At 73.0% G+C, this 12,563-nt stretch carries 13 protein-coding genes; 5 read left to right on the forward strand and 8 right to left on the reverse strand.

Annotated elements, in window-relative coordinates:
• Window positions 1-4: 4 nt before the first annotated feature.
• From FB388_RS05880 to FB388_RS05895, 4 genes are read right to left on the reverse strand one after another with little or no spacing between them, the layout of a single operon-like run.
• A complete protein-coding gene (locus FB388_RS05880; RefSeq protein WP_142097938.1) occupies window positions 5-829 on the reverse strand; it encodes a fumarylacetoacetate hydrolase family protein in 825 nt (274 codons plus the stop codon).
• Complete coding sequence (locus FB388_RS05885) at window positions 829-1,272, reverse strand: nuclear transport factor 2 family protein (RefSeq protein WP_142097940.1); 444 nt, start codon at window positions 1,270-1,272, stop codon at window positions 829-831. The genes FB388_RS05880 and FB388_RS05885 overlap by 1 nt, the downstream gene beginning before the upstream one ends.
• Window positions 1,265-2,056 carry an alpha/beta hydrolase gene (locus FB388_RS05890; RefSeq protein WP_142097943.1) on the reverse strand — a complete coding sequence of 264 codons (792 nt, stop codon included), beginning with the start codon at window positions 2,054-2,056 and terminating at the stop codon, window positions 1,265-1,267. The genes FB388_RS05885 and FB388_RS05890 overlap by 8 nt, the downstream gene beginning before the upstream one ends.
• Window positions 2,053-3,600: an FAD-dependent monooxygenase gene (locus FB388_RS05895; protein ID WP_170225489.1), complete on the reverse strand. Its 1,548-nt coding sequence runs from the start codon at window positions 3,598-3,600 to the stop codon at window positions 2,053-2,055. The genes FB388_RS05890 and FB388_RS05895 overlap by 4 nt, the downstream gene beginning before the upstream one ends.
• 110 nt (window positions 3,601-3,710) lie before the next feature.
• Here FB388_RS05895 and FB388_RS05900 point away from each other — a divergent pair, with 110 nt between their 5' ends.
• The 5 genes from FB388_RS05900 (at window position 3,711) to FB388_RS05920 (ending at window position 8,066) form a co-directional block, all read left to right on the forward strand.
• Complete coding sequence (locus FB388_RS05900; protein WP_211361785.1) at window positions 3,711-4,421, forward strand: FadR/GntR family transcriptional regulator; 711 nt, start codon at window positions 3,711-3,713, stop codon at window positions 4,419-4,421.
• Window positions 4,422-4,566: 145 nt separating this feature from the next.
• Window positions 4,567-4,755, forward strand: a complete 189-nt coding sequence (locus FB388_RS05905) for a ferredoxin (RefSeq protein ID WP_142097948.1) — start codon at window positions 4,567-4,569, stop codon at window positions 4,753-4,755.
• Complete coding sequence (locus FB388_RS05910) at window positions 4,755-5,927, forward strand: NAD(P)/FAD-dependent oxidoreductase (RefSeq protein WP_142097951.1); 1,173 nt, start codon at window positions 4,755-4,757, stop codon at window positions 5,925-5,927. Before FB388_RS05905 ends, FB388_RS05910 begins: the two co-directional genes overlap by 1 nt.
• Before the next feature lie 15 nt (window positions 5,928-5,942).
• Window positions 5,943-7,121: a cytochrome P450 gene (locus FB388_RS05915; RefSeq protein WP_142097954.1), complete on the forward strand. Its 1,179-nt coding sequence runs from the start codon at window positions 5,943-5,945 to the stop codon at window positions 7,119-7,121.
• Window positions 7,122-7,304: 183 nt separating this feature from the next.
• Window positions 7,305-8,066, forward strand: a complete 762-nt coding sequence (locus FB388_RS05920; RefSeq protein ID WP_142097957.1) for an SDR family NAD(P)-dependent oxidoreductase — start codon at window positions 7,305-7,307, stop codon at window positions 8,064-8,066.
• A gap of 62 nt (window positions 8,067-8,128) precedes the next feature.
• Here FB388_RS05920 and FB388_RS05925 read toward each other — a convergent pair whose 3' ends face one another.
• The 4 genes from FB388_RS05925 to FB388_RS05940 all read right to left on the reverse strand — a co-directional run bounded on the left by FB388_RS05925 (window position 8,129) and on the right by FB388_RS05940 (window position 12,470).
• Window positions 8,129-9,031 carry a fumarylacetoacetate hydrolase family protein gene (locus tag FB388_RS05925; RefSeq protein ID WP_142097960.1) on the reverse strand — a complete coding sequence of 301 codons (903 nt, stop codon included), beginning with the start codon at window positions 9,029-9,031 and terminating at the stop codon, window positions 8,129-8,131.
• 34 nt (window positions 9,032-9,065) lie between these two features.
• Window positions 9,066-10,307 (reverse strand): FAD-dependent oxidoreductase, encoded by a 1,242-nt coding sequence (locus tag FB388_RS05930; RefSeq protein ID WP_142097963.1) that lies wholly within the window; start codon window positions 10,305-10,307, stop codon window positions 9,066-9,068.
• A complete protein-coding gene (locus FB388_RS05935) occupies window positions 10,304-11,383 on the reverse strand; it encodes a cupin domain-containing protein (protein ID WP_142097966.1) in 1,080 nt (359 codons plus the stop codon). The genes FB388_RS05930 and FB388_RS05935 overlap by 4 nt, the downstream gene beginning before the upstream one ends.
• A 172-nt stretch (window positions 11,384-11,555) precedes the next feature.
• A complete protein-coding gene (locus FB388_RS05940; RefSeq protein WP_142097968.1) occupies window positions 11,556-12,470 on the reverse strand; it encodes a MarR family winged helix-turn-helix transcriptional regulator in 915 nt (304 codons plus the stop codon).
• Window positions 12,471-12,563: the final 93 nt, after the last annotated feature.

The following is a 12,563-nucleotide window of genomic DNA, read 5'->3' on the forward strand; positions in this document are numbered from 1 at the left end:
CCTCTCACGTGAAGCGGTGGTGGCTGACGGGGGTGCTGACGGCGCCGATGCCCTCGACCTCGACCTCGACGACGTCGCCGGGCTGCAGCAGCCTCGGGGGCGTGCGCGCGTACCCCACCCCGGCCGGGGTACCGGTCGCGATCAGGTCCCCGGGCGTGAGGGTGAAGGTCCGGCTGATGAAGGAGAGGACGTCCGCGACGCTGAAGATCATCTGATCGGTGGTGGACTCCTGCATGACCTCGCCGTTGACCCGGCTGATCACCTTGCGCCGCCCCAGCTCGCCGACCTCGTCGCGGGTGACGAGGTCCGACATGGGCCCGCTGCGGTCGGCGTTCTTGCCGAGCGTCCACTGCGTGGTGAGCTTCTGGGCCCGCCGCGCGGTGATGTCGTTGAACGCGGCGTAGCCGAATACGGCGGCCTCGGCGTCGTTCGGCTCGGCGCAGCTCAGCGGGCGACCGACCGCGACCATCAGCTCCGCCTCCCAGTCGAGCCCCGCCTCGTCGACGGGGACCTCCACCGGGGTGTCGCCCACGGCCAGCGACGGCGTCCAGCGCCCGAAGATCGTCGGGTGCTCGGGGACGTCGAACGGTCCCTCTGCCGCGTGCTCCCGGTAGTTCAGGCCGACGCACAGGACGCGGGCCGACGGTTTGACCGGGGGCGCGAGCCGCACGCCCGCCGCCGGGATGCGGGTGTCCGCTCGCAGGCCGTCCTCGATCGCCCGGTCGGGGTCCTGCCAGAAGACCTCGACCGGGCCCAGCGCGATGAGCTCCTCGCCGTCGCGCGCGGCCACGTGGACCGCGCCGGCGTGCTCGTACCCGACGATCCGCATCAGCCGCCCCCGTAGTGGCGGGCGAGCCAGCCGCCCGGGGCGGCGCCGTCGACGACGATCGAGCGGTCGCTGATCAGCCAGCGGCCGTCGGGCTGCCGGACGAAACGGTCCTCCCACCGGCCCCAGTGGTCGGGCGCGGCCTCGTCGGTGACGGCGAGGTACATCGTGCTGACCTGCGCCTCGGTGTCGCCCGTGAACGCGATGTCGATCGTGGTGGCGTGGTGCCTGATCGCCTTCGGCTCGTTGCCCCGGACGACCTTGGCCATCTCGTGCGGCCCGACCTCGAGCCCGTCGGGGAAGCGGATCGTGGCGTCCTCGGTGTAGAGGACGGCCATGCCCGCGAAGTCGGCCTCCTCCTTCGCCATCGCGGCGTAGCGGTGCATCACCGCCGTGATCAGCGCGCGGTCCTCGACGCGGGCGTCGGCCAGGCTGTGGTCACTCATGTCGCTCTCCTCGCGTCGTCGCGGCCTGGAGGTGGCTGCGCAGGAACGCCGCGGTCACGGCGATGCTGCTCGGTTCGTCGAAGGCAGGATCCTCGTGCCCCGCCCCGCCGAGCACCAGCAGCGTGGTGCGGGCCCCGGCCCGGGTCAGCTCGTCGTGCAGCCGCCGGCTCTCGGCGATGTCGACCATGCGGTCCCGGTCGCCGTGCGCGATGAGGAACGGCGGGGCGGCGGCATGGACGTGGCTGACTGGGCTCGCCTCCCGGAGCAGGTCCGGCGCTGCGGCGAGATCGGCGGCGCCGAGCAGCGCGTGCGCGGGACCCGTGGGAGGCAGCACCGCCGCCTCCAGCGGGCTGCGTGCGGAGTACGTCGCGATGTCGCTGAAGCCGAACCAGGACACGACCGCCTGCACGTCGGTGGGGCCGGACAGCGCGGCGAGGGCGGCGAGCACGGCGCCCGCGGACGCGCCCCAGAGCGCGACCGCGCCGGTGGCGGCGCCCGTCTCGTCCGGGTGGGCGCGGACCCAGTCGACGGCGGCCCGCACGTCGTCGACGGGGGCGGGGAACGTCGCGGCGGGGGAGAGGCGGTAGTCCGGCGCCACGACGGTCAGCCCGTGCGCGACCAGTGCCCGGATCCGCTCCCGGTCCATCGCCCGGTCGCCGGTGACGAACCCGCCGCCGTGCAGGTAGACGACGGCGCCGGGGGACTCGCCGGGTGCCCGGTGCACGTCCAGCCGTAGGCCGGGGGCGAACTCGTGGGTGCGCACCGCGTCGACGGCCACGGTCACGCTGGCACCCGGGTCGGAGCCAGGACCTGTGCGAGGAGGTCGTCGATCAGCGCCAGCGACCGGTCCGGGCCGTCCGCCAGTCCGAAGAGGTAGACGTCGGGCCGGGAGAGCAGGGTCGTGGCGCCGTGCTCGGCGAGGAAGTCGCGGTAGGTGCCCTCGACGTCCGCCACGTGACCGTCGCCGAGGTGGATCACCCGCACGCCGAGATCGGCGAGGCGGTCGCGGCGCGCCGGGCCCACGAGGTCCGCGAGCGGGAGCGTGGAGATCAGCTGGAAGCCGTGGCCGACGAGGTCGTCCAGCAGGCCCTGGCGCTCGCCGATGCGCACCACGCCCTGGATCGCGACCTCCCCGGCCTGCGCGCCGTACTCCCCGTCGGGCAGGCGGTGCTGGACGCCCTGGCGCAGCGGCGGGATCGGGGGCGTGACGTCGCCGCCGGTGGCCTCCAGGTACGCGTCGCGGGCCGCGGCCTCCTCGGGGGTGGTGGGGTTGACCATCTTGTAAGCGGCCAGCGAGCCTTCCACGAAGAAGCGGGCGTGCGCGAGCCGCTCCGCTTCGTACGTGTCGAGCAGCGCGCCCCGCGCGACGCCGCGCAGCACGAGATCGAGCTTCCAGGCCAGGTTGGCCGCATCGCGCATGGCGGTGCACGCGCCCTGCCCCATGTACGGGGTCATCGCGTGGGCCGAGTCGCCGCCGATGAACACGTTGCCCTTCCGCATCGCGCCCGCGATCTGGCTGCGGAAGGTGTAGAGCTTCCGCCGGGTCTGCCGGACGTGCCGGCGCGGGATGCCCACCCGCCGCTCCAGGAACTCCAGCCCGCGCTCCTCGGCGGCCTCGACCTCCTCGTCGTCACCCGGGAGCATCCGCACGTCCGACCGGACCCGGCCGGTCCCGTTCGGGCCCCAGAAGTACGGCTGGTCGAAGTCGAGGTCGAAGTAGCACCGGGTCTCCAGGTCCCGGGGCAGGGGTTCGACCACGTCGTAGTCGGTGAGGATCCAGCGGTCGTCGTGGTGGTGGATCACCTCGACGTCGATCCCGACGGCGTCGCGCACGAAGCTGCTCGCGCCGTCCATGCCGATCACGTAGCGCGCGGTCACGCTGTCCCCGCCGGACGTCGTGACGGTGGTGTACCCGGCGCCGTCGGCGCGCAGGTCCACGACGCTCGTGCCCCACCGGACCTCGACGTTCGGGAGCGTCGCGATGCGCCGCTCCATCGCCGCCTCGATGTTCGGCTGGTGCAGTGTCAGGTGCGACCAGTGGCCGCCGCGCTTGTAGTCCCAGTCGAACCGGCCCTTCTGCTTCCCGTCCGACCCCCAGATCTCGACCGTGCGCACCGGCAGCGACTCCGCGAGCGCCTCCGCCGGGTCCGCCGCGTGCTGGAGCAGCCGCGCGACCTCGCCGTCGAGGGTGCTCATCCGGGGGAGCCCGTAGGGCTCCGGGAACTTCTCGAACACGACGATGCGGTGGCCGTGCCGGCCCAGCAGAGACGCGAGCATCTCCCCGGCCGGACCGAAGCCGACGACGACGACGTCGATGGTGTCACTCATGCTGCTCCGTTCACGCGCCATCGCATGAAACCTACGAATCCTTCGGGTCTTTTGAGGATCCTTCGGCGGTGCACCCTCCGATGTCAAGCCCCGCGTCGTAAAGTGGTCGGGTGTTTTCCGTGCCGCAGACGCGGGCCCAGTCGCTGGCCACCGAGATCGAGCGGTGGATCGTCGAGCGCGAGCTGGCCCCGGGAAGCCGCATCGCGACGATGGATGAACTGCGCGAGCAGACCGGCCTCGGTCGGGCGACTATCAGCGAGGCGACCCGGCTGCTCGCCGAGCGCGGCACCGTCGACGTCAAGCTCGGCCGCAGCGGTGGGCTCTTCGTCGCGCAGCCCGCGGCGGTGGTCCGCCTGCGGCACACCCTGCTGTCGGTCTCCCAGGATCCCGCGCGGGTCAGGGACGCGCTCGCGGTCCGCGACGCCCTCGAGGAGCTGATCGACGTCGACGCAGCTCTCCACCGCACCGATCGCGACGTCCGCGACCTCGAGTCGATCGTGACGACGATGCGAGAGCAATCCTCCACTCGCAGCGACTTCCTGCAGGCCAACTGGGCCCTGCACCGCCGCATCGCCGAGATCACCCCGAACGAGCTCGCCCGGGACGTCTACCTGGGCACCATGGCTCAGGTCGAAAGCCTGCCCGGTCGGCCGGACGCCGACACCGCCGACGATGCGGCCTACCTGAGCGCCCGGGTCGACATCCATGCCGAGCTCGTCGCGGCCATCGCCGCGGGCGACGCACTCCGGACGTCGCGCGCCGTCGGTGCGCACCGCGCGCTGACCTCGCCGAAGGTCGAGGCCGCCCCCTCGCGGGCCTGACCGACCTCGTCGAGGTGACCGGGGGAAAACACCCGGATATTTTCGGTCCGCACGGTTGACAGTGCGGGGCTGCTCGCTGACGATACCGGTCATCGACCCGAAAGATTCGGGTCTTTACGCTCGGTCGACCAGCGAGGGAGCTGCCGTGAGGGTGTCCGTTGACCGGGACCGGTGCGAGGGCTACGGGCTCTGCGCCGAGGAGGCGTCGCACCTGATGCACCTCGACGACGACGGCGAGCTGGTCCTGGACCGAGCCGAGGTGCCGCCGGAGTCGTCCGACGCGGTGGAGGCCGCGGTCCGCGTGTGCCCCGTGGCCGCGCTCAAGGTGAGCTGATGAACGAGCTCGAGCGCGTCGTGGTGGTCGGTGCGTCGCTGGCGGGCACGACCGTCGTCGACACCCTGCGCAGGCTCGGGTACGCCGGCTCGGTCACGCTGATCGGCGCGGAACGTCATCCCGCCTACAACCGGCCCGCCCTGTCGAAGGGCGTCGTCGCCGGCACGGACGGCCTGGACGACATCGTGTTGCCGCCGCCGTCCGGCGAGGTGGACCAGCTGATCGGGACCCCGGCGGTCGCACTCCACGCCGACCGCAAGGAGGTCGTGCTCGCCGGCGGTGACCGCATCCGCTACGACGGGCTGGTCATCGCCACGGGGGCCCGGGCGCGCCGGCTCGCCGACCTCGGTGCCGCCGATCCCGGCGTGCAGGAGACGACCTTCCGCGACCTCGACGACGCGCACCGCTTGTCCGCGCTGCTGGCCACCCGCCCGCACGTCGTCATCGTCGGGGCCGGGATCCTCGGGATGGAGCTCGCGTCGGCGTGCGTCGACCGCGGCGCGACGGTGACCGTCGTCGACCGGCAGCCGCCCCTCCTCGGGCAGCTCGGTCCCTACCTGGCCGATCTGCTGATCACGGCGGCGGCGCGGCGCCGGGTGCGGTTCGCCCACCACCCCGGCGGGGTCCGGCTGCGGGGGACGTCCGGGCCACCCGCGGTCGAGCTCGCGGACGGCCGCCGGTTCGCGGGCGACCACGTGCTGAGCGCCGTCGGCTGCGCGGCGGAGACCGGCTGGCTGGCCTCGTCCGGGCTGGCCGGCGCGCACGGGCTCGTCGTCGACACGCGGTGCCGGGTGGCGCCGGGGATCGTGGCCGCCGGAGACGTGGTCGCCTTCCCCAGCGCCGCCGGGCCGCGTCGGACACCGTGGTGGCACAGCGCGCTCGAGCAGGCGCGGACCGCGGCCCGCGCGCTGCTGCACGGCGACGACGCACCGCCGCTGACTCCGTCGCCGTACTTCTGGACCGATCAGTTCGGCATGCGCGTCCGGGTGGCCGGCCTGCTCCCCGCCGCCGGCCGGCCCGCCGTCGTCGACGGGTCCCTCCCGGACGACGAACCCTGGGCCGGCAGCGCCCTCCTCCGCTGGCCCGGCCGCGGTGTCGCCGCGGCCGTCAACCGACGAATCCCGATCGGCCGGCTCCGCGCCCTGGCGCAGCTCGAGCCCGCCGGCACCTGACCCGGAGGCCGACCGATGACGCTCACCCGCACTCCCAACTCGCACGTGGACCTGTTCAGCGACGAAGTCCTCGTCGACCCGTACCCCGTCTACCGCGACCTGCGCGATCGCGGAGGCGCCGTCCACCTGAGCGCGCTCGACGTCTGGGCGATCCCGCGGTACGCCGACGTCCGGCGGGCGCTCGGTGACTGGGTGACCTTCTCCTCCAGCGGGATCGCCCTCAACGAACCGGTCAACGAGATGCTCGTCGGCTCCGTGCTGGCCAGCGACCCACCGCTGCACGACACGCTGCGCGCGGTGCTGTCCGAGCGGCTCGGCCCGCGCGCGGTCCGGCCGTTGCGGGCCGAGATCGCCGACCGGGCCGACCGGCTCGTCGACGCGCTGATCGAGCAGGGATCCTTCGACGCGGTCACGGACCTTGCCGTGACATTCCCGTTCTCCGTGGTGTTCGAGCTCATCGGCATCCCCGACGAGGTGCGCCCGAAGATGCTCGGCTGGGCGGACGCGACCTTCACCGCCTTCGGTCCCATGAACGACCGCACGGTCGCAGGGCTGAGCCCGCTCGCCGAGATGTTCGACTGGCTCGGCACGCTGCGGGCGGAGGACCTGGAGGAAGGCAGCATGGGCCGGGCCGTCTTCACGGCTGCCGGCCAGGGGCGCATCGCGCACGAGTCGTGCATTCCTCTCCTGTCCGCCTACACCGCGGCCGGGCTCGACACCACCATCAACGCCATCGCGAACGCGGTCCACCTCGCAGCCAGGCACCCGGACCAGTGGGACCTCGTCTGCGCCGATCCCGGCCTCGTGCCGAGCATGCTCAACGAGGTCCTCCGCTACGACGCCCCCGCCCAGGGGTTCGGCCGCCGGGTCACGGCGGACGTCGAGATCGACGGCACCACGATCGCCGCCGGCTCCCAGGTCCTGCTGCTCTACGGCTCGGGCAACCGCGACGAACGGCACTACGTCGACCCCGATCGCTTCGACGTGACCAGAAACCCCGTCGATCACCTCAGCTTCGGCTACGGCACCCACGCCTGCGCCGGTCAGGCGCTTGCGCGGATCGAGGCTCAATCCGTGATCGCGGCGCTGGCCGAGCGGGTGCGCCGGTTCCACATCGGCGAGCCGGTCCGCCACCTGAACAACGTCGTCCGTGGCCTGGAACGGCTCCCGGTCCACGGGCTCGAGCTCCGCTGACCGGCCCCCTGTCGCCATCCACCTGTCGCGTCCGCCATCGCCCCTGACCGATGACTCCGTGGACGACTCGTATTTCCCGGAGCTGGTCAACAGGTAATACGGTTCCAGGGCAGTTCGCGCCGATTCGATGGAGATGGACCTGAGACCGGACTGCCGGTATGACAGATGATACGGGGAGATGTGATGGGACGCCTTGACGGGAAGACCGTCTTCATTACCGGTACGGCGGGTGGCCAGGGACGCGCGGCCGCGCTCCTCTTCGCGAAGGAGGGTGGGCATGTCATCGGGTGCGACGTCAAGCAGGGCGATGCCGAGGAGACGGTTGAGCTCGTTCGCGCCGCGGGCGGCACGATGGACTCCTTCTGTCCGGTCGATCTCTCGAACTCCGCAGCGGCCAGGAGGTGGATCGAGGACGGTATCGCGAAGGCGGGCCGGATCGACATCCTCTACAACAACGCGAGCGCCGTCCGGTTCGCGCCCATGAGCGCCATGACGGATGATGTCTGGTCTTTCACGCTCGAGAACGAACTCGATCTGATCTACTACGTCACACGTGCCGCCTGGCCATATTTCGAGGAGCAGCGGCACGGTGTGATCCTCACGACCGCATCGGTTTCCGGTCATCTGGGCAATGCCGGTATCGGCGCCGCTGCGCATGCCGCGGCGAAAGGGGGCATCCTCGCGCTCACCAAGCAGCTCGCTGCAGAGGGCGCACCCTTCGGCATCCGTTCCAACTGCATCTCACCCGCGACGGTCATCACGCCCGGCCTGATCGCGGCGCTCACGCCTGAGCAACGTGCTCACATGGAGCAGGTTCATCCGCTCGGGCGGGCAGGCCGACCGGAAGACATCGCCCACTGCGCGCTCTACCTGGTGTCGGATGAGGCGAGCTGGGTCACAGGCGCCGACTTCGTGCTGGATGGCGGCTTGTCCTCCGTGATCTGACCGGTCCACGGGCCTCACGGACGGACCACCGCATCCAACACGCGTTCGTAGTCCCGATGGCCTCAGGAGCTGCGCTCGGCGACGGGGGTCAGCGCGGGCGGCGGCACCGGACCCCGGAGCGCGCCGCGCGTGGGGCACGGCACCGCGCCGGCGCTGCTGACCCCGACGGTGAGCCGGTCCAGCCCCGTGATCTCCAGGTCGATGCGGTCGCCCTCGTGGACCTCGCCGACGCCCTCCGGGGTGCCCGTCGTGACGACGTCGCCGGGGAGCAGCGTCATCACGCTCGACACGTACGCGATCAGTCGCGGCAGCCCCCAGATCAGGTCCCGCAGGTCGGCGCGCTGCCGCAGCGCGTCGTTGACCCACAGGCGCAGCTCCAGCTCCTCGATCGGCGGCACTTCGTCCGGAGTGACGACGGTCGGGCCGAGCGGGGTGAAGGTGTCGAACGATTTGCGCACCGAGCGGTCCTCGCCGCCGCGCATGGTCATGTCCAGCAGGCTCGTGTAGCCGAAGACCGACTCGAGTGCGCGTTCCTCGGGGACGTCGCGCGTGGGCCGGCCGATCACGGCGGCGAACTCGCCCTCCTGGTCGAAGCGCCGGTCGGTGTAGGGCAGTCGGACGATGCCCTGGTGGCCGACGACCGAGCTGGGCGCCTTCAGGAACACCCCGAGCGCGTCGATGTGGCTCGACTCGTTCATCTCGGCCTGGTGGGCCCGGTAGTTCACCGGCGCCGCGATGATCTTGCTCGGATCGGGGAGCGCGGGCAGCACGCCGGCGACGTCGACCTCGGGTGCCTCGGCGACCAGCGCCACGGCGTCCAGGTCCGCGGCGATGAGCCTGCGCATCGGGCTGGTGTCGCCCGTAGGCAGGAGGTCGGTCAGGTCGCGGGCCGTGCGCGGGGATCCGGCATCGACCACGCCGACCCGCTCCCGGCCGGTCGGGTCGAGGAAGGAGAGGAACCGCATCGTTGCTCCAGACGTCGGTGGGGAGGGTGCGAGGTCAGCGCGCGGCCGTGGCCGTCAGCCTTGGCGCGGCCGAGCCGGGCGGCGCGGGGGCGTAGAGCCAGTCCAGTTCGCGGTAGTCGTCCGCAGCGCGCTGGCCGAAGACGCGGTCGCGCAGGGCGAGCACCATGGGATCGTCGGTGTGCCAGAGCTCGCCCCACGGGCGCGCGCTGGTCTGGCAGCGCGTCGTGCGGGGAAGGCGGACTTCCTCGAACTCGCGGTAGGCCCGGGCGACGTCGAGCACCCCGTCGACGGTGTGGCGCGCGGCCCGGTGCCCCAGCTCGACGGCGTCCTCCAGCGCCTGGCACGCGCCCTGCCCGAGGTACTGCAGCATCGGGTGCGCGGCGTCGCCGGTGAGCAGGAGCGGGCCGTTGATCCAGGTCGGGGCGGGCGGGCGGTCGTACATGGGCCAGTTGCGGGCGCGCTCGACCCGCGCCACCGCGGCGCGCACGGGCTCCGCCGCCGTCGCGAAGGCGGCGTCGAGCTCCTCCGGGCCGCCCCACTCGCCCGGCGTCGTGTGCCCGGCCGCGTAGCGGGGGCTGCGGAACACGGCCACCTGGTTGTAGAGCTCGCCGCCGCGCAGCGGGTACTGCATGAGGTGGATGCCCGGCCCGATCCACAGCACCACGTCGTCCGGCGCGGCCGCGTGGGTGGCCTCGTGGCCGGGGACGGTGCCCCGGTAGGCCACGTACCCGCTGCACTCCGGGGCGTCGTCGACGACGTGGGGGCGCAGCGTCGAGTGCAGGCCGTCGGCGGCGATCACGGCGCGCGCCCGGTAGGTGGCGCCGTCGGCGCACTCCACCTCGGCGCCGTCGGTGCGCAGGGCGACGCCGGTGACCTCGCGCCGGTTCTCCAGCGAGATCAGGGGATGCCGGCGGCAGTGCTCGACCAGCGTCGCGAGCAGGTCGTGGCGGTGCAGCACCAGGTAGGGGTAGCCGTAGCAGCGGACGAAGGCGGGTCCGAGGTCCAGCGCCGTCAGCGGCGCGCCCGTGCGCGCGTCGCGCATCACGGCCTGCCGGGGCCGCGTCGCGAGGGGACGGATGTCGTCGAGCACGCCGAGCGCGTCGAGCGCGCGGCTGGCGTTGGGCCCGAACTGCAGGCCGGCGCCGATCTCGGCGAACTCCGCCGCCCGCTCGAGCAGGTGCACCCGATGCCCGTTGCGGGCCAGTGACAGCGCGGTCGCGAGCCCGCCGATCCCGCCGCCGACGACGAGCACGCCGATCCCGGTGCGGGCGCTCACGACCGGGCTCCGATCGTGCGCTGCCCGGTGGTGAGGTTCTCGGCGCGCATGAGGCCGAGCGCCTCCAGCACGGGCGCGTCGCTCGTGCTGAACAGGTCGATCTCGGTGGTCGCCGCGACCGACCACGGAGTCCAGGACGGTACGGCGAGGATGTCGCCGGGGGAGACGGCGAACTGCTGGTCGCCGATGGTGACGTGCCCGGTGCCGTGCAGCACGCAGCACACCCGGCCGCCGGTCTGCCGGACTGCGTCGGTGGTCGTCCCCGGGAGGACCCGCGCGATCTCGCACCGCATGGTGGGCATGACGTCGCCGCCGCGGACCGGGTCGCTGTAACGGAGGGTGGCGTGGCCCGTCCCGGAGGTCGCCACCAGCGAGGCGAGGGCGCGGTCGGTGTCGGCCCAGCGGTACGCCAGCAGGGGCGAGTGGCGCGGGGGCAGCAGCGGCCCGTCGACCGGGACCAGCCCGGGTCCGCCGCCGAACCACTGCTCGGATGTCGACCGGGCCGCCGTGCGGGTGTCGGGCTCCGCGGACGGGCCGGTCTCGAAGAAGACGGCGTCGAGCGCCGCGACCACCGGCAGGTCCAGCACGTCCATCCACACCATCGGTTCGGCGCCCGGGTTGTGGTGCTGGTGGAAGGTCCAGCTGGGGGTCAGCACGAGGTCGCCCGCGCCCATCTGCAGGGGATCGCCGTCGACCAGCGTCCAGACGCCGGACCCCTCGACGACGAACCGCAACGCGGCGGGGGTGTGCCGGTGCGCGGGCGCGATCTCGTGACCGCGCAGGTACTGGACGGCCGCCCACAGCGTCGAGACCGCGTACGGCGCGCCGTCCAGGCCGGGGTTGCAGCAGGCCAGCACGCGGCGGTCGCCGCCGCGGTCGACGGGGACGAGCTCGCCCGCCGCGTTGCCGAGCTCGCGCAGGTCCGCCCCGGACCACCGGAACGGGACGCCGCGCACACGCGGCTCGGCGGTCAGGAGACCGGTCATCTCCCACAGCGGCTGGAGGGACCGATCGGCGAGCCGGGCGTAGAGCAGGTCCAGGTCGGGGTCGGTCGCGCTGTAGCGCAGGGTCGTCATCTCCGCTCCGATCCACGGCTGCGATTAATACGTATACGGACTATTGACGGACGCTATGCCGGAATCCCGAGGCCGTCAAGCCAGCCAAGTGCCGATACGTGCGTGCCGAAAACCGATGGCGATCCTGCGTGTACGTCCACAGCTGCGGACGCACCGTTCCGACGCGCGCCGGTCAGGGCGTGGCGTCCGCGGTCGCGAAGGCCAGCGCGCGCAGTCCGTCCAGCAGCGTCCGGCGCTGGTCGGCGGAGTCCAGGGGCCGGAGGAGGAGCTCCTGGACCCGCTGCACGGCGGGGGTGAGTCCGGCCAGCTCGTGGCGCGCGGTGTCGGTGAGGTGGAGACGGCGGCGGCGCGCGTCCGCGGGAGCGCGCGTGCTCGTCACCCGGTCGCGGGTGGCCAGCCGGCGCACGATGTCGACCATGCTCGACGTGTCGATCGAGGCCAGTTCGGCCGCGGCGCCCTGGTCGATCCCGTCCGGGTGGTCCCACAGGGCGCTCAGCACGGCGTACTGGGGCGCCGTCATCGTGCGGCCGACCTCCGCGCCCCACGCCGTCGTGTGGACCTGCTGCGCGCGCCGGATGAGGTGGCCGGGCGTGTCACCGAGGTCCAGTACCTGCGCGTGCGCGCTGCCCGGCGGCGGAGGGTCCCCCTCGAACGCGACGCGCCGCAGCGCGGCCACGAAGGGCTCCCGCCGGGCCTCGGGCACGGGGGCCAGCAGGCGCTCCTGCACGGCTCCGGCGCGGCGGGTCACCTCGCTCAGCGCGGCCCGCGCGACCGGGGTCAGGCTCAGCGACGTGCGGCGCCGGTCGGCGGGATCCTTGGCGAGCCGGAGCCAGCCCTGACCCTCCAGCCGCGCGACGACGTTCGCGGTGCTGGACTTGTCCAGCGAGGCCCGCCGGCCAACGGCGCGCTGGTCCAGACCGTGGTCGCTGCCGATCGCGCTGATCACCGCGTACTGCGGGCCGGTCAGGTCGCCACCGAACTCCTGGGTCCACAGCAGCGTGTGGCGCTGCTGGGCGCACCGGATCAGGTGGCCGGGAGCCTCGCGCAGGGCCAGCACGGCGGAGTGCCTGCCTGCCTGCTCCGCCATCGGCTCCGCACCTTCCGTGCCGGCCCGCCCGACGCGTCGGCCGATCGTCCGTACGCGGAATGCTAACCCTCCTCCGATCGGCGAGGCAGGAGG

This window comes from Pseudonocardia cypriaca (genome assembly GCF_006717045.1).
In the GTDB taxonomy this organism is placed as follows: Bacteria; Actinomycetota; Actinomycetes; order Mycobacteriales; family Pseudonocardiaceae; genus Pseudonocardia; species Pseudonocardia cypriaca.